This window comes from Pinibacter aurantiacus, from assembly GCF_019130065.1.
In the GTDB taxonomy this organism is placed as follows: domain Bacteria; phylum Bacteroidota; class Bacteroidia; order Chitinophagales; family Chitinophagaceae; genus Pinibacter; species Pinibacter aurantiacus.
Window position 1 is genome coordinate 265,289 of record NZ_JAHSPG010000002.1, and the last position, 21,416, is coordinate 286,704.

Below are 21,416 nucleotides of genomic sequence, written 5' to 3' on the forward strand. Positions count from 1 at the left end.
ATAGCTAGTTGGTTAATTAAAAGTTAGCGTACACTGTGAATGAGCAGTTACGTGCAAAAGGATAAGAAGTTCCTCTTTCAATTCTCACAGACGAGTATTGGTAAGGATCATTCATATTAAACAACACTCTCAGTCTTTGCATTTTCATTTTTTGAACAAATCTGAATTTGTAGAAATCGTACCCTGCATACACAGAAGCGATATCCACTTCACTCAATTCCTGCACAAACCTGGAAGTTGCCAGTGTAGAAGTTTTGTTTACGCCAAGACCTTTATACAATGCTATGTCGCCTGGTTGTTTCCAGCTATCGTAGTAAGCGCGTTTGTCAACATTGTAGTTGATTTCAGCGTTCTCAACTTTGTCAACGAGCGTTTGGTTGTAGATCTGGCCGCCTGTAGTGTATCTGCAAGAGAAGCCAATGCTAAAGCCTTTGTATTCGTAGTTTGCACCAAACACACCAAATAGTTTTGGCTGACTGCTGCCAACAACAACTTTATCATTAACATCCCATGTATCTGTAACGGTGCCATTGGCCTTAACAAAGATTTCTTTTCCTGTTGCAGGATCTATACCGTTAGATTTAACCGCCCAGATAGCATCCAGCGATTGACCTTCCTGGAAACGAACCAATGGTTTGTTTGTATTCCTTTTAGCAGAGCTGTCATCCATTACTTTGGTAAGGCTTTGCAAAGAGTTGGAAATTTTTTCAATGGTGTTTTTATTCGATGCGCCTGACACATAAATGTTCAAAGAACTACGGCTGGCAGGATTGCTGAAAACTCTGTAGTTAACCTTAAACTCGTACCCCACGTTCAACAGTTGTCCAAGGTTTTCTTTGTATGAAGCGAAACCCATAGAAGGAGGCGTTGTAATATCCGTTAACAGGTTATTCGTAGTAGAACGATAGTGATCAAAACGAAGGGTTACCTTATCAAGGATATTCATGTCAAAACCAACGTTGAAATCATATCGCTGTTGCCATTTCAGGTTTTCGTTTGCGAGGCCATTTAAGTAAGTTCCAACCTGGCCCTGGTAAGATGCGTTGGTATAATAGCTATACAATGACATGGCCTGGTAAGAATCGAAATTTTGCGATCCTGTATAACCTACAGACGAACGCAGTTTCAATTGTTTTACAACATTGGTCATTCCGGCAAAGAATTTTTCTTTGTGCACGTTCCAGCCAATACCCGCGGACCAGAAAGAACCCCATGGGTTATTGGAGCCAAATTGAGAAGAAGCACTTGTTCTGATAGAGAGATCGGCAAAGTATTTATCGGAGAAAGAATAGTTAGCCGCCCCTAAGAAACCAATTTCTCTGTTGTGAGATTCGCTTCCGCTAGGCTTACCATTGATCGCATATTGATTTGCGAACATGATGTTATCCATTTTGTCGTTTGGAAAACCCACAGCGTTATACAGGAAGTTTTCTGATTTGTCTTCGCGGATAATAGCACCTGCGTTGGCAAAAACATTGTGTCTGCCGAAAGATTTGTTATAGTTCAGGTTAAGGTCACCGCTAACAGAAGAAATTTTTCCGTTGCCTTTGGTATAACTTCCTTTGGTAAAGAAAGAGGAGTCAGCATAGCCCAGGAACATGGTATGCTTACTTGAATAAAACAGGTCAGAACCGTTTACCGTATTGGTAAAACCAATTCTTGCCGTAAGTTTTAAGTTGCTATTGAAGATATAATCAAGATAGGTGTTGTTAGTAAGGTCAGTATATTGACTGGTGCTTTTCATGTAAGGCACGTTGTACAAAGGATTGTAAACAGCACCTGTATAAACCGGTCCAAGGCCAAGCGTCATGTTCACGCTTCCATCATCGTTGTACGGTTTCCAGTAAGGGTTTAACCTGGCGTATTGAGAGAAATCGCCATAAGGAGAATTGGTCGCTTTTACTGAAGTGTATTGAAGTACATTTCTGAACAATATTTTTTTGTAGCGGTAAATCAAAGTCATTGCGCCACCGAAGTTCTCACGGCCGGAACCTTTCATAACCCCTGGATTGTTGCCGGTAAATAGTGTTAAACCTGCACGCAGTGCATCGTTACCCACTTCCATATTAAGCGTGTGCTTGTAGCCAATAGCGGTTTTCACCGGTTGTGCAAGCCAGTCGGTATTTACACCGTTTTGAATTTGATTCCAGTTAGCATAATACAAGCTGTCTTTGCTAAGACCAAAAATTGGAACATTTGAAGGTGGATTGTAGGCACCCAGTTGTTTTTCCAAAGCAAGTTTTTCTGTTGCGTTTGTCAGGTTGTAGCTGCTCAGGTCGGGCATTTCCACGTTTATCGTTCCTGTGTAATCAATGCGTAGTTCACCTGGTTTTACTTTTATGGTTTCGATAACCACTACACCATTTGCTGCTTTAGAACCATAGATGGCTTTCGCCGCAGCATCTTTCAAAATGGTAACCGTTTCAATTCTGTTGATATCCAGGTCGTTTACTTTTTGAATAGTGCTTTCAAATCCATCAACAATGAAAAGCGGCATGTTCGGATCAGTTGTGTATTGCTTTGTTACATCAGGAAAAGTAGATGTTCCCCTGATTTGCATGTTGGGCATTTTATTGGGATCAGATCCATTTACAAAATCGTCAGTTATTTTCAACGTTGGCTCAATTGCTCTAAGGCTTTGGAAAACGTTGGTAGTACCAGCGTTTAGCAATTCCTGGCGAGTGATCTTGGTAGAAGAACCCGTAAAACTTTCTGCTCTACGGTTAAAGATCCCCGTTACAACCACGTCATTCATGCGTTTGTCATCAAGGGTCAATGTAACGTTTACCGGAGCAGCGCTGGCAACAGTGACTTGTGCAGTTGAATAGCCCACGTAACTAATTACCAGGATGTCATCCAAAGCACCATTGATCATAAAACGACCCTTGGTGTTTGATGCTGCAGTGGTTGTAGTTCCTTTCAACGTAATTGTTGCGCCTTGCAGAGGCAGCCCTTCTCCGTTATAGATAGTGCCGGAAACAGGAAAAGTACGCGGAGCACTTGTGTCTGCACTCAATTGAGCTGGTGACAGGGGAGCCGCCGCTTCTTTGTGCGACAAAATGATGTCGTTTCCATTGATGCGGTATTGAATTGGTTGATCAGCCAGAACCATGGCTAATGCCTGCGACAAAGGCATTTCACGAACCGATACATTTACCGGCTTTGCATTTTTGAACAATTCATTTCTTCCAAAGAAATTATAACCCGTTTGTTTTTTAATGGAAGTAAATACTTCTTTAAGGGGCATGTTTTTCGCGGACAACGTTACAGACTGTGCGCAAACAGTGGCAACAGTTAGAAAAGTTACAGCGAGGGAAAGGAGCGTCAGTTTGGTGTACAGAAATGTTTGGGGCAAATAACTGCGCGTCCAGGCGGCAGCCTTGTGCCGTCTTCCGGTTTTTTGCATAATTTGTCTTGGTTTACTTGTTAAAAAATAGAAATCCTCAGAGCAGGCAAATCTTTCTACCGGATTGTTGTTCCGGCTTTCTCATTGCTGTTTCTGTTATGTCAAAAAAATCTTTATTTAAAAACGATCAGCTTTCTTCTTGCCTTGGTTCGTGTCCCCACGAACCACATGTTGGCGACCCGGTTTCGGTTCGTGGGGACACGAACCGAGGCTTTACTTAAAAACGATCAGCTTTCTTCCTTCCCTGCGGAAATGCACATCTGAATCTTTCAGCGCCGCAATCACATCGTTCAGGCTGTTGTTGCGACTCAATTCGCCATAGAACTCAATGTTAGGCACCTCGCCTTCATACACTACTTCTATGTCATACCAGCGCTCCAGTTGCTTCATCATTTCAGTAAGACCAACGCCTTCGAAATTGAACACGCCATTCTTCCATGCTACCACCTTGTCTACATCAACATTGCTTACAACAGCGATGTCGTTGCCTGCCTGTGTTAACTGAGCCTGCTGGCGTGGCTTTAAAATGGCCGCTTCACCATTTGCTGCACCAGAAGAAGTGGAAGCAGTAACATTTACACTTCCCTCCAATAGTGTCGCTTTGATTTTACTTTCATTATCATAAGCGTTTACGTTAAAGCTTGTACCCAAAACTTTTACCTCTGCGTTATTGGCCAGGATCAGGATAAAAGGTTTGTCAACTGCTTTTGATACTTCGAAATAAGCTTCACCACTCAACTGCACTCTCCTGTCTTTACTGGAAAATGTGGTTGGGTATTTCAATGAGCTCGCTGAGTTCAGCCACACTTTTGTACCGTCTGGCAATACCAGTTGAAACTGCCTGCCTTTCGGTGTATTGAGCACGTTGTATGTCAGTTCGGTTGATGATGACCTCGATGCATCATAAGCCAATTGCCCGCTTTTCAACATCACCTGTGATCCGTTTTGCTGTGCTACTACTCCGTTACCCAGGCTGTCCAGTACCACTTTGCTTCCATCGGCCAGAATAAGTATTGCGCCTGTTTTACCGGCGGGAATATCCTGTTGTGCCTTTGCCTGTAGCTTAACCGAAGGCACAGTGCGGTTTTGAAACCACAAATAACTTCCCGTAGCCATAAAAAAGATCACGGATGCTGCCACGGCCCATCGTACAATTAACCTGGCTCTGTTCATCGGCTTTACAATACCGGCTGTATATCCTGGTTTGTCGACACCAACAATATTTCTAACAGCTGCAAGAGATGCTTCATCATCAATCGCTACCGGCTTCTCAGATGTTTTCCTCAAGCGCTCCACCAGCGTATGCACCATTATTCTGTTCTCTGGCTGAATAAGGAGATCATACAGTTCGCTGTGTTCATCTCCGGCTAATTTGCCCGAGATATATTTTTCTATCAGGTAGTTTATTCTTTCTGGTTCCATGTTTTTCAGGTTCGTTACGAATGGGTAATAGGGACGTTGTTAAATGAACCAGCGCTATGGCTGGTGGGATTCGTAGGATAGGATTAACAGAAGAGAAAACCCCGGTCACCAAGGTCATTGCTAAGGGTAACAATGCTCAGTGGGCCGCGTGATCTTTATTAAGAACCACGTCAAAACAAAACGTAACACTCGGAGCCAAAAATTTTTTGGAATATCATTTTTATGAGTTCGACTTCTTGGGGTTGCTTGCAGAAGCGGGTTCTGCTCCCTCTCCTTTGGAGAGGGCTGGGGTGAGGTTTAGCGGAGCAGGAAAAGCATCACGCTCAATGAGATTCCGCTGGCAACAAGATGATCGCGGATGTCATTCAAAGCACGGGATAAAACATTCTTGACGGTGCCTACCGATAGGGAAAGCGCAGCCGCAATAGCAGCGGGTTTCATGCCATGGTCACGGCTAAGAGAATAGATTTTTTTGCGTTGGGCAGGCATTCCTTCAACCGCTTCCTTTACAAAACGGCTGATTTGATTCAGTTGCGCATACTCCAGGGGAGTGTTGTTCTCCGGCGACGGCTGGCGATGAACCAATTCGTCCGTCTTACGTTCGTAAGTGAGTTTTTGCCTCATGTACCGCATACACTCATTCGCTGTTACCGTAAATATCCAGGATTTTAGATTCTCAATTTCTGTGAAGCGGTCGCGGTAGAGCCAGATGCGAACAAATACTTCCTGTATAACGTCTTCTGCATCGGCTTCTGAATTTGTGATCTTGCGGGTAAAAGGCCGGATCATTGGAGAAAACGTTTTGAAGAGCAGCAAAAAGGCCTGTTCATCTCCGTCTGCAATTCTTGCATAGAGCTCCTTTTCGCTGTACGTTTGATGGTCATTAAACACTGGCTTCTCCTCCAAATAATCGGTAATTAATAGTCATTTTCCGGTCAGGATAACCAATGATTGTAACACAACTTCAACCCTGCCGTTTCTAATGTTTGCGCGTTAAGATACCTGCAATGCCACGCCAGCACGGATCAATTACACCTTTGGGAGGGAACAAAGGACTAATTTGGGTTTTTAAAGGATGTGTGATGGGCACGTTCGTGAATCGTCAATTGTGAATCGTGAATAAGGTTTAGCGTGCAACATTCACGATTGACCATTGACGATTCACCATTTTTCATAATTTGCAAATAGTAAACACACATCATGAGGAAACTATCGATCTGGATTTCTATTCTATTTTATTCAGCAAAGGCAATGGCACAAAATGCGGATGCAGACAGGTGGGTTGACAGCGTTTTCCACACATTAAATAACGACCAGAAAATAGCGCAGCTAATGGTAGTTCGACTCTCCGGGCTTACCAACGGCAGTGTTGTTTTTTACGATAAAGAGGTTGAGGAAGCCATCAACAAATACAATGTTGGCGGAATTTGTTTGTTCCAGGGCGGGCCGGCAAAACAGGCAATGCTCATCAATCGCTACCAGTCAATGACAAAAACGCCCATTTTGATCTGTATTGATGGCGAAACAGGACTGGGCATGCGCATGCTCGACAGCGTTGTGAACCTGCCAAGGCAAATGATGCTTGGAGCCGTGCAGGACCCTTCCATTGTTTACAAATTCGGAACAGCGGTAGCCGAACAGTGCAAGCGAGCCGGTATACAGGTGAATTATGCGCCTGTAGTGGATGTAAATAACAATCCCGACAATCCTGTGATCAACGACCGGTCATTTGGGGAAGACAAATACAGGGTAGCTAATTACGGCATTCAATACATGAAGGCGCTGCAGGACAACGGCATTATGGCCTGCGCCAAACATTTTCCCGGCCACGGAGATGTTGCGGTTGATTCACATTTGGACCTGCCCATCATCATGAAAAGCCGCGAACAACTGGATTCGCTGGAATTGTATCCTTTCCGCCAGATGTTTAACGCCGGAGTAGGAAGCGTAATGGTCGCGCATTTGTCTGTTCCGTCCATTGATAGTACACCAAACAAACCAACTTCCATTTCTGCAAACGCTGTAACTAATTTGTTGCGCAATGAAATGGGCTTTCAGGGTTTGACATTTACCGACGCACTGGAAATGAAAGGCGTTGCCAAATATTATCCTGATGGATTGGCTTCGGTAGAATCGTTAATTGCGGGCAACGACATGCTTTGCTTACCGGGTGATGTGAAAAACACTTTGGATAAAGTAAAGCAGGCCATCAAAAAGAAAAGATTAAAATGGGCCGACATTGATATGCACGTGAAGAAAGTATTGTATGCGAAATACAATTACGGCCTTGCAAAATGGCAGCCTGTTGCGATTGAGAACATTGCGAATGACTTAAACAAGGATGCCGGCTCAACATGGAAATTGGTCGCAGAGAACGCGTTGACATTGTTGCGTAACAATGATTCTGCGACGTTCCCTTTGGCTGTTGTAAAAAGAAAAGTAGCATACGTTGCCATTGGCGCCACAGAAGATAATTACATGGCAAACAGGCTGCGCGATGAATTTAAAGCGCATGTGTACTTTTTTGAAAACGCGCAATCAGTTGAAAAAGCAGAGGCGCTTGCGCAACTGGTGAAAAGTAGGTACGATGTTGTGATCATCGGTGTACATGGCTACAGTCGTTTTCCAAGAAATAATTTTGGCATTAGCGACGCTTCGTTAAAATTGATCAAACAATTGCAGCAGGAAAACAGGAGTGTAACGTTTGCTTTTGGCAATCCTTACGCGATTAAAAATTTCAGCGATGGAAAAGTAATCGTCGCATGTTATGATGATAACGATTATATACAAACGGCAGCCCTCGATCTGCTGGAAGGAAAAATTGATCCTAAAGGAAAATTGCCTGTAACCGTTAGCGAAGAATTTAAATACGGTGCAGGCATTACGCAAAACCTGAGTCTTTTGCCGGTAGCGCCTTCGCAAGTGGGCATGAACGATTCTATACAAACAGAAATTGACTGCATTGTGCAGGATGGCTTGAACGCGCTTGCTTTTCCGGGAGCAGTAGTGCTGGTGACAAAAGATGACAAGATCGTTTATGAAAAAGCATTTGGAAAATATGCCTTCCAGGATTCTACTCCGGTAACTACAAATACGATATACGACCTCGCTTCTGTTACAAAAATTTGCGCGACTACTTTATCTGTAATGAAATTGTATGAAGAGGGCAAACTGGATATCAATAAACGTTTGGTGGATTATTTGCCGTCTACACGAGGCACCAACAAAGAAAATATTCTCGTAAAAAATCTGTTGTTGCACCAGGCTGGGTTGAAAGCTTTTATCCCTTTTTACAAAGAAACGCTGGATGCAAAAGAGCAACCCGGGGATACCTATTATTCTTTGGTTCAATCAGATGAATTCCCGACACGTGTAGCGGAGAGTCTTTACCTGAGAAAAGATTTTCAGGATACGGTCTACAAGCGCATGTTGCAAAGTGATGTTGCTCCAACGGGCCATTATTTGTACAGCGACAATGATTTTATTTTCCTCGGAAAAATTGTGGAAGCCATTACAGGAGAGAGTCTTGATAATTACGCAAAGAGAACTTTCTACGAACCGTTGGGATTAACGCATACCGGATTTTTGCCAAGAACATTTTTGCCACTGGATAGTGTAGCGCCAACGGAGAACGAAGAAATTTTTCGCAAACAATTGTTGCGCGGCGATGTGCACGATCCAGGGTCTGCGATCATGGGCGGAGTAGCGGGACACGCAGGACTGTTTAGCGATGCACATGACATGGCCATTATTGCACAATTGCTTTTAAACGGCGGAACGATCTACGGCAAACAGATTTTTAAAAAAGAAACCATCGATTATTTCACCGCCTATCAAAGTAACGTTAGCAGACGGGGGCTTGGTTTTGACAAACCGGAGAAAGACAACGCGACATTGAAAGAACCATATCCATGTTTGTCAGCATCACCACAAACCTTTGGCCACACCGGCTTTACAGGCATTGGCTGGTGGGTGGACCCAAAATACAACATGACGTTCATCTTCCTTTCCAATAGAGTGAACGCTGCAAAGCCAAACATTAACAAGCTTACGGCAATGAGCATACGTGGAAGAATTCAGGAAGCGTTGTATAAAGCGATTAGATAATTGAAAATTGAAAGTTGAAAATTGAAAATGGAACATTATTACGCGTAGGGGCGAATTGCATTCGCCCTGCTTCGTCCTCTGGCACAGTTATTTTATTGTAAAATATTGCGGCATCTTAATTTATCCGCTACCTTTATGAACTTCGAAAGTTTTTCACAACGAACAACTAATCAACCTTTTTCAAATCTTAAAATAAAATACCATGATTCGTAACGCAACAGCCGTTTGGAACGGCTCTGGAAAAGAAGGTAATGGCAATCTTACCACACAAAGTACAACACTGAACAAAACGCAATACAGCTTCAATTCCCGTTTTGCGGAAGGAGTTGGAACAAACCCTGAAGAACTTGTAGCGGCTGCTCACGCGGGTTGCTTTACAATGAAATTGAGTTTCGTTTTGAACGAAGCAGGTTTTACAGCAGATTCTTTGGAAACAAAATGTGAGATCACGTTTGAAAATGGAGCGATCACTAAATCTCATTTGATCGTAAAAGGAAAAGTTCCTGGCATCACCAAAGAACAATTCGATGCAAGCGTAGAAAACGCAGAAAAAAACTGCCCGATTTCGAAGGTTTTGAATACGAATATTACTTCTGAAGCGGAGCTGCTAGCATAAGCCAATAACTGAATAACTGAGTAACTGAATAACTGAATGTTCATATTCGAAAAGTCTTTTCGATCTTAAGCCACTCAGTTATTCAGTTAATCAGTTAATCAGTTACTTCAATATCCCGTCAATCTTCCCCATCACCTCCTCACTCAGCACATTCACCACTTCAAGGGATTTGAAATTTTCTTCCAGTTGTTCGCGCTTGGTAGCGCCGAGAATAGCGGTTGTTACATTTGGATTTTTAATGCACCATGCAAGTGCCATTGTAGGCAATGAAACATTCAATTGTTTTGCGAGGTCATTTAAGGCTTGCACCTTTTTCACTTTGTCTTCCTGCACCCAGCGCTCTTTCAACCAGTCAAACCCCGGCATGGCAAGTCTTGAACCTTCCGGAACGCCGTTTAAATATTTTCCTGTTAAGAATCCCGCTGCCAGGGGGCTCCAGATGGTGGTTCCCAATCCCGGTTCTTTGTAGAGCGGTGCAAACTCCTGTTCCACTTTTGTTCTTTCAAACATGTTGTATTCTGGTTGCTCTACAACAGGCCCAATAAGGTTGTTCTCTTTTGCAAATTTGTGGGAGCTCACAATTTCCTCTGCGCTCCACATGCTGGTGCCCCAGTATAAAATTTTTCCCTGCTGTATGAGGTTGTGCATTGTCCACACGATTTCGCCCACCGGCGTATTAGGATCGGGGCGATGGCAAAAGAACAGGTCAAGGTAATCTACCTGTAATCTTTGCAAAGATTCCTTGCAGGCTTCAATAATATGCTTGCGGCTGAGGCCCGTTTGGTTGGGTTTGTTTTCCTTGCCCCTCGATCCAAAGTATACTTTCGAAGAAAGCACAATGGATGTACGGTCCCACGATTTTCTTTTCAATATGCGGCCCATCATTTTTTCACTTTCTCCTAAAGCATACACTTCCGCATTGTCAAAAAAATTAACGCCATTGTCGTAGGCAAAGCTCATCAGTTCGTCTGCGTGATTATCGTCTATTTGCTTGTGAAAAGTAACCCAGCTTCCAAAGCTCAGAACGCTTAGTTGTAAGCCGGTTTTACCTAAATAACGGTATTCCATATCGTAAAATTTATATTTAGCAATCTGTCAATGGGGTTGTGAGAAGAGTACTGCTAAATTACACCCAAAAAATTAAAGCTATCCTCGCAATCGATGGTTGAATTAATATCATTTCCGGTTATAGATTTAAATATTAAATTTGAAACACTCCTAAATCACGGAGCATTTAAATCTATCCGCCAACATGAAACAGTTTTCCTTTGTTTTTGTTGCAAGCATTTTAACCATTCAGCTAACTGCCCAGAACCCTGTCCTGGATAAAGTGGCCGCCAACGCTTTTATCATTACGCGGATAGTAGACAAATACCACGTAGAGCCCAAGCCCGTTGACAAAACGCTTTCCTATAATTTGTTTGACCATGTAATTGATGCGCTGGACGATGAACGGATGTTTTTTATAAAAGAAGATATTGACAAGCTTCAGCCTTTCAGGATGCATTTGGATGAAGAATTACTGGGCAAAAAAACGGCATTTCTCGGGCAGCTTTCCACTATCTACCAGGCCAGGGTCGCACAGGTAGATACCATGATCGATAATATTTGCAAAAAGCCTTTCAATTTCTCTGTAAAAGAAACGCTTACAGAAGCAGAAGATACTTCATTTGCCCTCAATACAAATCTTCAAAGGATCAAGATTGCAAAAAGCATCAAGAAATTGATGCTCAACAAAATTTCGCTTGCTGCAGAAAACAGCGCATCGCTGCCTGCCGATAGGCAAAAGAAAATTATGGACAGCGTAGAACTCGTAACGAGGAAAAGAGTGCAGTTGAAACTTAAGCTGGAGATGAAAAAGATATTGCAAAGCCCCGGCGGTATATCCCAGGTAGTTGGAGATGCGTACTGCAATACACTCGCATCCTACTTTGACCCGCACACTGCTTATTTTCCTTTAACAGAAAAAGAAAATTTCGAAAGTCAGCTCGGCGCAAAACCGCTGCGTTTCGGTTTTCAGTTGGTGGAAGACGACAACGGAAATGTAACCATTGGTAAACTCCTGCCCGGCAGTCCGGCATTTAAAAGCGGTCAGTTGAACAAGGGCGATAAAATAATGGCGCTGCAATGGGCGGGCAAAGAGGAGATTGATGTGTCTGAAGCAAACCGCGAAGAAATCTCGGAAGTGCTGGATGCCAGTAATCATGAAGAAGTGACGTTTACCATAAAAAAAGCGGATGGAACAATAAGAAAAGTAATACTGCAAAAAGCCACCAATGAAAATGATGAAGCGGATAACAAAGTGAAAAGTTTTGTATTGAAGGGTGCGAAGAATATTGGTTTTATTTCTTTGCCCGCTTTCTATACCGATTGGGAAACAAATAGCGCAGAAGATCATGGTTGTGCCAATGATGTAGCAAAGGAAATATTGAAATTAAAAAAAGAGAATATTACCGGATTGATCATTGACCTGCGTTTTAACGGCGGCGGCTCCATACAGGAAGCCATTGAGCTTGCCGGAATATTTATAGATGCCGGCCCGGTGGGACAAATAAAATCCCGCGATGCAAAAGTGTACACGATGATGGATGTAAACAGGGGCACGATGTACGATGGTCCGCTGGTGTTCCTGGTAAATGGTTACAGCGCTTCCGCCTCTGAAATTCTTGCAGCGGCCATGCAGGATTACAACAGGGCGCTCATCGTGGGTTCGCCTACCTATGGCAAGGCAACCGCACAGCTCATTATGCCAATGGACACCGCTGCGCTGGCAAATCATAATGCCAACAATGCTAAAGCAGATAGTTATTTAAAGCTCACCATCAATAAACTCTTCCGCGTAACAGGGCAAACTGCACAGTTTAACGGGGTGATTCCTGATGTGAAATTGCCGGATATCCTGGAAATAGATTCGCACAGGGAAGCAGATGAGCCATTTGCGCTAAAGCCATCTGTGATTGCGGCCAATAAATACTACAAACCCCTTGCTCCCTTGCCGGTTGCAGCTTTGCAGGAAAAGGCCAATCCGGAAATTGATCAATCGGAATATTTCAACGAACTGAAAAAGTATGCTACCGAATATAAAAAAGTGATGGCCAACCAGGACATTTCGCTTTACCTGAATGATGTATTGGCCGCAAGAAAAAAGGTCAAAGAAAAGGACGACGCAGTGCCAAAAGAAACAGCCAGCAATTCCTATTATGTAATCAGCAATCATTCGTTTGATGAAGAGCGCTTCGCCAGCGATGAAGATCTCAAAAGACTGAACAACGAGTGGAGAAAAGCGTTGCAAAAAGATCCGTATATCAAAATTGCGTACGATTTGTTGATGACGGATTTTAAATAGGGTTGCCTGCTTTGGACGCGCCGCGAGTGTTTTCGCTTCGCGAATTTTAACATGTCGTCCGCCGCGGCGGACTGGCAGTTGATTGGTTAGATTGTTTTTCTTTTTTGCTACTAACGTTTTGCCCCTCTGGGGCTTGTCTTAGTTTCGAGTTTCTTTTCCAATAAATTCTTTTCCGCTATTCGAAAACAACTTCAGCTAATCGGGAAGACAGCCCCAGCGGGGCTAAACGTCCGTAGCATAAATGGCGATTGGAGAACCTAATGCCAGCCCCAGCGGGGCGACATGTTAGCGTATGCGGCAAGCACATTTATTAGAAGAGCTCGCGCGAAAAAGGTAAAGGGCAGGGTGTTGCATTTTTTAATTGGTATGACGCACACAGATTTAGGAGGAAAGCCGCTCATTTTCAAATCTTCAAATTCTCATATTTTCAAATTGAATTACCTGTATTATTTTTAACCTACCTAAACCATATACGCATATGAAAATCACCCTCACGTTTGCCCTTGTCGGCATGCTGTCTTTTTGCGGCTTTGATGCCCATTCCCAATCGCTCGATAATCCCGGCGATTATATGACAGCCGTCTCCAACGCACAGGTTGAAATGAACCAGAAATACATGGCCTACACCAGCGCCGTAGCGCATGGACGCCGAGCGAAGAAAATTGAAAAAATGCGACAGCAAACCCTGGAATCCATTACCAATGCCCGTTACAAAACAATTGATATTCCTATTTACAAAGGCGATAATTCCCTAAGGCAAGCGGGGATCGACTACATTCAATTCTGCTACAACATTTTCAATGAAGACTATGGCAAAATTGTGAACATGGAAGAAATTGCCGAGCAATCATTTGATGGCATGGAAGCATATATTTTAATGCAGGAAAAAACAAACGAAAGCCTGAAGCAGGCATCAGGCAAAATGGATGTGGCGGTAAAAGCGTTCGCTGCCAAAAACAATGTAACAATTGTGGCGGGAGAAAAAGACGTGCTTAGTGAAAAACTTGAAGTGGCGGGCAAATTGAATCACTACACCAACCAACTTTACCTGATATTTTTCAAATGCAACTGGGAGTACAACCAGGTAATAGAATCGCTCAACAAAAAGAAACTTAACGATGCGGAGCAAGCTCGCAATGCACTCATCAAATATGCCGGTGAAGGCTTCTCTAGCCTGCAAGGCAGTTCGCTAAGTTCTTTTGACAATGATCCTGCCCTGGCATCCGCCTGCAAAGAAACGATCGACTGCTATAAGAAAGCTGCAGAAAACGACATTCCTAAAATGCTTGATTTTTACCTGAAGCAGGAAAATTTTGAAAAGCTGAAAAAAACGATGGACAGCAAATCCGACAGTACAAAAGCAGATGTGGATGCTTTTAATAAAGCGGTGAATGATATGAATAGCGCGGTGCAGACTTTCAACGATGTGAATACGAATTTGAATAAAAAAACAAACCAGGTATTGCAGAGCTGGGAAAAAGCTGAGAAGAATTTTTCAGATGCGCATATGCCGTATTACAGGGGATAGTAATTGAATAACTGAATGACTGAATAACTGAGTGGTTGAAGGTTGTAATGCAAAACCGAAACTCAACCACTCAGGTATTCAATTATTCAGTTATTCAGTCATTTTCTACGGCATGCTATCATTGGCTACCATAGTTATTCCTTTGGCGTTGAAAAAAGTTCTGGAGCTAAGGTCCTGTGCAGCTTCCATGCCATTGAGCCCTCTGAGTGTATCGCTTTTCCTGCGAAGCTCCACGTATTTATCAGTGTAGAATTTTTCTTTGCGCTGGTCCCACCAAAGTTCCTTACAGAAAACCGTATCTCCGCTCATGTTAATGATGATCACGCTGTCCCTCAAAAACACTTTGTTTTCGTTTTCCCTGTACTTGCCATACTTCGCATCCAGTTTGGTTTCTATTTTCAGTGAATCGTTGAAGAAATCTACGTGTAATGTTTTAGGAAATTCTATATAAGGGGTGTCAATATCGTAGCGGTTCATAATGGGCGAAGTCAGTTTTGCCCTCATCTTTCCGGTTTGGCTGTAGTAGGTAACAATATCTTTTCCCTGCTCCATAGCAACTACGCTTTTGGTAAGTGCACGCACCTCGTTAATGTCGTTTTCGCAGGCTACCAAAAGAAAACTGCCTATTGCCATCTTTGAAAGGGTTCTAAAAATATGTCCGGGTTTACTCATATCGCTGTTTTGCCGGCCAAATATCGCATAAAAAGGTGAATGGAAAAGCTAAAACGCTTAAGGCAAAATGCTAAACGCCCAACGCCCGCGGGCTGCACTCTGTGTTAAGCGTTAGGCATTTAGCGTTTAGCCCAAAAGAAGTGAATAATTTTATTGGGAAACCCCTGCCAAATATTAACAGTTCTGTTATTTTTGGAAAAATTTTACCCTTTGCTGCAGGCATATCATCATGAAACGTTAGTAGAAGCCGGATGCGATGAAGCCGGTCGCGGTTGCTTCGCGGGACCCGTATTTGCTGCAGCTGTTATCCTGCCAAAAGATTTTTTTCACCCTGAACTGAATGATTCCAAGCAGATAAAGGAATCCCTGAGGGACGAATTGAAAATCTACATAGAAGAAAAGGCTATTTGCTACGCAGTAGCGCAGGTAACGGTGGGTGAAATTGACGAGATCAACATTCTCAACGCTTCTTTCAAGGCCATGCATCTTGCCATTAAGAAATTACAGGTAGTTCCGGAGCAACTGCTCATTGATGGCAATCGTTTTAAAGCCTACAAAAAAATTCCGCATCACTGCATTATAAAAGGCGATGGCATTTATGCCTCTATAGCAGCCGCCAGCATCCTGGCAAAAACTTATCGTGACGCTTACATGAAGAATCTGCACACTTCTTTCCCGCACTACAACTGGAAAAGTAATAAAGGCTATGGCACCGAGGAACACAGAACCGCCATTGGCCAGCATGGCCTGTGCCAGCATCATAGGAAAAGCTTTAACATTGTGTCTGCACAGATTGAGTTGTTTGAGTAACGCCTTCGTCAAAAAATTAATAATTAATAATTAACAATTAATAGGGCCGCATTTATTAGTCAATGTGGCATTCTTATGTGTTGAACATAGACATATCACCATACCTCCACAGGCTACACCTATTAATTATTCTTTATTAATTATTAATTACTCAAAAAACAGGCATGGTTTTTACTTTTTACTTTTGATTTTTTACTTATACTTGATCCTTAATTGACTTATTTTGAACTTTCGATTCGAGCATATCATTTTTTTAGTCGGCCTTGCGGTTGTTCCGCTGGTGGTTTTCCTGTTTTGGAGACTACTTAAGTGGAAGAAGCAAACCTCGGCTGCTATCGGCGATCCTTCATTGGTAAAGGAATTGCTGAAGAATTATTCTCCAAAAAAATTTAACCTCAAATTTTTGTTGTCCATTATCGCGCTTTCGGCGATAATTATTGCGATGGCAAATTTGCAGCGCAAAGGCAAAATGGAGAATGTGACCCGCAAAGGCGTTGATGTAATGATCGTAATGGATGTGAGCAAAAGTATGCTGGCGCAAGACATTAAGCCCAACAGGCTCGAGCGTGCCAAGCAACTGGTGAACAAAATCATCGAAAGGATGGAAAACGATCGTATTGGCCTGGTGCTTTTTGCCGGACGCGCCTACATGCAAATGCCATTAACGACAGATCATTCTGCTTCTAAAATGTATGTGCAAAATGCAAGTCCGGATGTAGTGCCAACACAAGGTACGGTGATAGCCGAAGCATTGAAAATGGCCAACAGCGCATTCAACAGCAAGGAAAGAAAATACAAATCCATTGTGCTGATATCTGATGGTGAGGACCACGATCCTGAGGCTATGCCGGTTGCGAAAACATTGCAACAGGATGGCGTAATGATCAACACGGTAGGTATTGGTTCCCCTGAAGGAGCACCCATCATTGATCCCAATACCAATGATTTTAAAAAGGACGCCCAAGGCAATAACGTTATAACGAAACTCAACGAAGCAGAGTTGCAACAGTTGGCCCAGGCAGGAAACGGCATTTATGAAAGGCTTGAAGATCCTACTGAAACGGCTGATGCAATTACAAAACAACTCGGCACGATAGAGCAAAAGGCAGTAACGGACAATGCCTATATCAACTACATCAGTTATTTTTATTGGTTCATTGCGCTGGCGATCGTTTTGCTTTTGGTAGAAATGTTAATTTCGGAAAAGAAGGGCGGTAACCCTAATTATATTATTTGATCGGACGATATGACAACAAAACATCTGACATACGTTTTCCTGGTTTCATCGGCGTTCTCGCCATTGATGCTGCTCGCGCAATCGGGCGGTAAGGACCTGCGCGAGGCAAACAAGTTGTATAAGGAGAAAAAGTTTGATCAATCGCTGCAGGCTTACAACAAAGCATTGCAGGCTGCACCGAATAACTCTACCATTAACTACAACATCGGCAACGCAAACTTTCGCAACAATAAATTTGAGAATGCGGTAAACGATTACGATAATACCGTTTCAAATACGAACGATAACACACTTAAGCAAAATGCTTATTACAACAAGGGCGTTTCATTCAGCAAGCAAAAGAAATTGCCAGAAAGCATAGAGGCTTACAAAGACGCATTAAAGCTTAACGGGAACGATAAAGAGGCGAGAGAAAACTTGCAAAAAGCTTTGATGGAACAAAAGCAACAACAGCAGCAGCAACAGCAAAACAAGCAGGATAACAAGAAAGACAATAAAAAAGACCAGGATAAAAAGCAGGATCAAAAACAAGATCAGCAACCTAAGGAGCAACAAAGTAAACTAAATAAACAGCAGGTTGAACAATTGCTCCAGGCCCTTCAACAAAAAGAAAAAGAGGTGCAGAAGAAGATGCAGCAGAAAGATGCAAGCCCTACACAGCCGGACAAGGATTGGTAGGAATGACTGAATAACTGAGTAACTGAATAACTGAAGGTTGAATGTCGCCCTGCGAAATTGAAACTTATGCTCTCCGAAGCTTTTGGCTTCGGAGTTTTATTTTATTGAACCCTTTGCTCTGCAAGGCTTGTAGCCTTGCAGGAACATTCTATCGCCTCTGGCGATTAACTTTAATGATATTGCCAAAGGCAACAAAATAAAACTGCAAGGCTACAAGCCTTGCAGAGCACAAATAACTGAGTGACTGGCGGTCACAGCGCAGATATGAAATTCAAACACTCAGTTATTCAGTTAATCAGTTATTCAATCATTCGCTGTATTTATACCCCACGCCCCTCACTGAATGAAAGTACTTCGGATTGCGGCTGTCGTCTTCAAAGTATTTGCGGAAGTTTAAAATGAAATTGTCGATAGTGCGGGTGGTTGGATATACGTTGTAGCCCCACACCGTTTGAAGGATCTTTTCCCTTGGCACCACCTCGTTTTTATTTTCTATCAGGAGCTTTAAGAGCATTGTTTCCTTTTTGCTCAGCTGCACCGTTTCACCATTTTTGGTAGAGGCTTCTTGCGCTTTAAAATCAACTGTGTTGTTGCCAAAACTATATGTATCACCAATGGTGTCTTTATCCTGTAGTTTAGCGTTCTTTTCAATCAGTTTATGAACACGCAGTAAGAGTTCTTCCAGGTTAAATGGTTTGGTAAGATAATCGTCTGCACCTTTCTTTAAACCCAGCACTCTGTCTGCGCTGCTGTTCTTTGCGCTCAATATCAGCACGGGTGTTTCGTTGCTCTTCACCCGCATGGTTTCCAGTACGGTAATGCCGTCGAGTTCCGGCAACATAACGTCAAGTATTACCAGGTCGAAATACTCGCCCTGAAGGGCCTTTAAAGCTGCGTTTCCTTCAAATGCAGAAGTTACCTCGTATCCTTCCAGCTCAAGATTTAATTTCAGCGATTCGTGAAGGTTCTCTTCGTCTTCTACCAGTAAAATTGATTTCTTTGTGCTCATACGTGAAACTGAATGGTAAAGTTAGCGCCGGTTGGCAAATTATCGGTTACTACAATGCGTGCGTTGTGTTCAAATGCGATCCTTTTACAAAGATATAGTCCAAGACCGGTTCCTTTTGTTTTACGCACCTTTTCATCTCCTATTCGGTAGAACCTGTCAAATATTTTTTGTTTCTCATTGTCCGGAATTCCCACGCCGTTATCTGTAACGCTTACGAGGATCATATTTCTTTTGCGCTGTATGGTAAAGCCGATCTCACCTTCTTTGCCCGTGTATTTTACAGCGTTGTCAACAAGATTATTGATCAGTATTTGCAACAACAAAGGGTCACCCACAAGCGAAAGATCCTCTTCGACAGAAATGTTCCAATTTTTGCCGGGGAAACGGGTTCTGTATTCTTCAACACTTCGCCTTGCGAGGTCCGAGAGGTTTAGCTCTTCTTTTGAAGAATGAAATGCTTTCTCATCCATTTGCGCCGACACCAATATGTTATTTGCTAAAGTATTCAGCCGGTTGGTTTCCTGCAAGGTCATTGAGATGATCTTTTGCTGCTTTTCTTCGTCCAGCTTATGCTTTTGCAGCGTTTCAAGGTTCAGCTTTGCTACGGCGATGGGCGTTTTCAGTTCATGCGTAATCGCCATCATAAAATTATGCTGCTGCTCCGCCAGCTTAAATTCTCTTCTTACGGCGCGATACACGAAAAATGCACCAACAATAATAAGGGAGAAAAAGACTGTGCCTTCTCCAACATATTTTGCAGTAGAGCGATGCTGCTCATCAGTTATTTGCTGAACTTTTGTAAGATAAGCGGGATCGTCTGCCTTGAGTTCTTCCAGTTTGTAATTGGTCATTTGATGGCTCTGGCGCATGAGCGAAACGAACCACCAAACCAAAGCGGCGATTATGTAAAGCAGAAGTAGATAAAATAATGCGGAGGCAAAGCCAAGTTTCCTTGCCGGAACCAGTTTTCTAAACATCGTTTTGAAGGTTTGAGGAGGAATGCGCTGAACGGCTGATGCCTAACGCTGAACGCACAATGCCGTATGCAGCACTAAGCGTTCAGCGTTCTGCGTTGGGCGTTAAGCACCCTCCTAATTCGCTTTCTCAACCCGCAAACCCACATTCATAACATGCTCCAAAGGATCATCGCGCATAATTTGCTCGAGCGCAAAATCGTATGTTCCTTTTTTATTGAAATGCACCGGATCGCGGGTAATACGTATGCGGTGGTAAAAAATATCGTCCATTCCACTGCCCAGCCAACCTTTATCGTTGTTGCCAAGCGTCAGGTCAAGTTGCTGTCTTGTTCCTTTTAGGTCGCCCGGAGCTTTTGTGTAAACATTCAACCAGATGTTATTGTATTTATAGGCATCTGTGTGTCTTAGTGTGATGAACACATTGTAAAGCGCCGTGGTATCTTCAATGTCAAATTGAACACTTTGTCTGTCGGCAGCGTTCCATTGTTGATCTTTGATCTTAACGTTCTTTTCAAAAACATCGTTCGTCGCACAACCCGTTAAAATGCCAATCAAACACGATGCAACAAAAGCTATCGGCAAATATTTTTTCATGAAGGGGAATTTGATCTAGTTGTTAGTTGTTGGTTGATAGTTGTTAGAAGTCTCCGCTTATCGGCCATTTCTAACAACTAACAACTGTAAACTAGCAACTTCCTATAATACATTTAAAACTTGTTCTTTTGCTTTTTCCAGTTCATCTTTCATCATCACTACACATTTCTGGATAGATGAGTCGTATGCTTTGGCACCGGTGGTGTTTATTTCGCGACCCACTTCCTGCAATATGAAGGAAAGTTTTTTACCTTTTTCTTCGCCATTCTCATTTATCAGCGCTCTGAAATAATCGCAATGGTTCTTCAAACGCACCTGTTCTTCGCTGATGTCGATCTTCTCGATATAATAAACGAGCTCCTGCTCCAATTTATTGGTGTCGTAGTTATCAGATCCCACATTTTCTTCCAGGAGCTTTACAAGGTTCTCTTTAATTTTTGTTTTGCGTAAAGGTTCCAGCTCGATCACTTTGTTTTGCTGACTCTCAATGTTGGATATACGTAGCAGAAGATCTTCTTCCAGAATTCGGCCTTCCTCGGTGCGGTGAAGGTTCAGGTCGTCGATGGCCGCGAGAATAACTTTTTCAAATTCGTTCCACTCATTCTCTGTCAAAGTATCGCCGGTTGGAGTGATTACCTCGGGAAGTTTCAATAATGAGCTGAGGATATGCGCAGGATCGAGATTCAATTCTTTTGATAAAGCAGCTACGGGTTCATAGTACGCTTTGGCGAGATCTACATTTATAGTCACCGGTTTTGCGGAGCCGGTTTGTTTTAAACTAATGGTACAATCGATACTACCACGACCAAGTTTCTTGGAAAGGATACTACGAATGTCGAATTCAAACGGTTTTAAAAATGCAGGCATTTTCAGGTTTACTTCAAACTGCTTTCCGTTCAGGGATTTTATATCAATCAGGAAAGTTTTATCTCCTACATTTTTTTCGGCCCTTCCAAAGCCAGTCATTGATTTGAGCATCGTAGTCTAAATTTTAAGCAAAGTAATGAAAAGAGT

The 21,416-nt window shown here is 42.8% G+C and carries 16 protein-coding genes; 7 read left to right on the forward strand and 9 right to left on the reverse strand.

The genetic code is table 11. The features are described from left to right. Positions 1 to 16 precede the first annotated feature (16 nt). The 3 genes from KTO63_RS04485 to KTO63_RS04495 all read right to left on the reverse strand — a co-directional run bounded on the left by KTO63_RS04485 (position 17) and on the right by KTO63_RS04495 (position 5,734). Complete coding sequence (locus tag KTO63_RS04485; protein ID WP_217789972.1) at positions 17 to 3,406, reverse strand: SusC/RagA family TonB-linked outer membrane protein; 3,390 nt, start codon at positions 3,404 to 3,406, stop codon at positions 17 to 19. A 213-nt stretch (positions 3,407 to 3,619) separates the two neighbouring features. Then, entirely contained in the window at positions 3,620 to 4,828 is a 1,209-nt protein-coding gene (locus KTO63_RS04490; protein ID WP_217789975.1) for a FecR family protein, read from the reverse strand. Positions 4,829 to 5,125: 297 nt separating this feature from the next. Then, positions 5,126 to 5,734 carry an RNA polymerase sigma factor gene (locus KTO63_RS04495; RefSeq protein WP_217789977.1) on the reverse strand — a complete coding sequence of 203 codons (609 nt, stop codon included), beginning with the start codon at positions 5,732 to 5,734 and terminating at the stop codon, positions 5,126 to 5,128. Between the two features lie 294 nt (positions 5,735 to 6,028). Here KTO63_RS04495 and KTO63_RS04500 point away from each other — a divergent pair, with 294 nt between their 5' ends. Both KTO63_RS04500 and KTO63_RS04505 read left to right on the forward strand, forming a co-directional pair. Beyond that, a complete protein-coding gene (locus KTO63_RS04500; RefSeq protein WP_217789978.1) occupies positions 6,029 to 8,935 on the forward strand; it encodes a glycoside hydrolase family 3 N-terminal domain-containing protein in 2,907 nt (968 codons plus the stop codon). A gap of 202 nt (positions 8,936 to 9,137) precedes the next feature. Then, positions 9,138 to 9,551 carry an OsmC family protein gene (locus KTO63_RS04505; RefSeq protein ID WP_217789979.1) on the forward strand — a complete coding sequence of 138 codons (414 nt, stop codon included), beginning with the start codon at positions 9,138 to 9,140 and terminating at the stop codon, positions 9,549 to 9,551. A 102-nt stretch (positions 9,552 to 9,653) separates the two neighbouring features. On the opposite strand, the gene KTO63_RS04510 is transcribed toward KTO63_RS04505, so the two are convergent. Then, positions 9,654 to 10,619, reverse strand: a complete 966-nt coding sequence (locus KTO63_RS04510) for an aldo/keto reductase (protein WP_217789980.1) — start codon at positions 10,617 to 10,619, stop codon at positions 9,654 to 9,656. Between the two features lie 184 nt (positions 10,620 to 10,803). Between KTO63_RS04510 and KTO63_RS04515 the strand changes: the two genes are divergently transcribed. Together KTO63_RS04515 and KTO63_RS04520 are read left to right on the forward strand one after the other, a co-directional pair. After that, on the forward strand, positions 10,804 to 12,897 hold the full coding sequence (locus KTO63_RS04515) for a carboxy terminal-processing peptidase (protein WP_217789981.1): 2,094 nt from the start codon (positions 10,804 to 10,806) through the stop codon (positions 12,895 to 12,897). 478 nt (positions 12,898 to 13,375) lie between these two features. After that, complete coding sequence (locus tag KTO63_RS04520; protein ID WP_217789982.1) at positions 13,376 to 14,425, forward strand: hypothetical protein; 1,050 nt, start codon at positions 13,376 to 13,378, stop codon at positions 14,423 to 14,425. Positions 14,426 to 14,530: 105 nt separating this feature from the next. Here the strand turns inward: KTO63_RS04520 and lptC are convergent, their stop codons facing one another. After that, on the reverse strand, positions 14,531 to 15,097 hold the full coding sequence (gene lptC, locus KTO63_RS04525; RefSeq protein WP_217789984.1) for an LPS export ABC transporter periplasmic protein LptC: 567 nt from the start codon (positions 15,095 to 15,097) through the stop codon (positions 14,531 to 14,533). Positions 15,098 to 15,289: 192 nt separating this feature from the next. Here lptC and KTO63_RS04530 point away from each other — a divergent pair, with 192 nt between their 5' ends. The 3 genes from KTO63_RS04530 (at position 15,290) to KTO63_RS04540 (ending at position 17,822) form a co-directional block, all read left to right on the forward strand. Continuing rightward, positions 15,290 to 15,907 carry a ribonuclease HII gene (locus tag KTO63_RS04530; RefSeq protein ID WP_232373025.1) on the forward strand — a complete coding sequence of 206 codons (618 nt, stop codon included), beginning with the start codon at positions 15,290 to 15,292 and terminating at the stop codon, positions 15,905 to 15,907. Between the two features lie 223 nt (positions 15,908 to 16,130). Beyond that, on the forward strand, positions 16,131 to 17,144 hold the full coding sequence (locus KTO63_RS04535) for a VWA domain-containing protein (protein ID WP_217789986.1): 1,014 nt from the start codon (positions 16,131 to 16,133) through the stop codon (positions 17,142 to 17,144). 9 nt (positions 17,145 to 17,153) lie between these two features. Further along, complete coding sequence (locus tag KTO63_RS04540) at positions 17,154 to 17,822, forward strand: tetratricopeptide repeat protein (protein WP_217789988.1); 669 nt, start codon at positions 17,154 to 17,156, stop codon at positions 17,820 to 17,822. 307 nt (positions 17,823 to 18,129) lie between these two features. Here KTO63_RS04540 and KTO63_RS04545 read toward each other — a convergent pair whose 3' ends face one another. The 4 genes from KTO63_RS04545 to KTO63_RS04560 all read right to left on the reverse strand — a co-directional run bounded on the left by KTO63_RS04545 (position 18,130) and on the right by KTO63_RS04560 (position 21,380). After that, positions 18,130 to 18,831: a response regulator transcription factor gene (locus tag KTO63_RS04545; protein WP_217789994.1), complete on the reverse strand. Its 702-nt coding sequence runs from the start codon at positions 18,829 to 18,831 to the stop codon at positions 18,130 to 18,132. Then, a complete protein-coding gene (locus KTO63_RS04550; RefSeq protein ID WP_217789995.1) occupies positions 18,828 to 19,808 on the reverse strand; it encodes a sensor histidine kinase in 981 nt (326 codons plus the stop codon). Before KTO63_RS04550 ends, KTO63_RS04545 begins: the two co-directional genes overlap by 4 nt. 114 nt (positions 19,809 to 19,922) lie before the next feature. After that, positions 19,923 to 20,402: a gliding motility lipoprotein GldH gene (locus tag KTO63_RS04555; protein WP_217789997.1), complete on the reverse strand. Its 480-nt coding sequence runs from the start codon at positions 20,400 to 20,402 to the stop codon at positions 19,923 to 19,925. A 102-nt stretch (positions 20,403 to 20,504) separates the two neighbouring features. Further along, positions 20,505 to 21,380, reverse strand: coding sequence for a YicC/YloC family endoribonuclease (locus KTO63_RS04560; RefSeq protein WP_217789999.1), 876 nt, complete (start codon positions 21,378 to 21,380; stop codon positions 20,505 to 20,507). Positions 21,381 to 21,416: the final 36 nt, after the last annotated feature.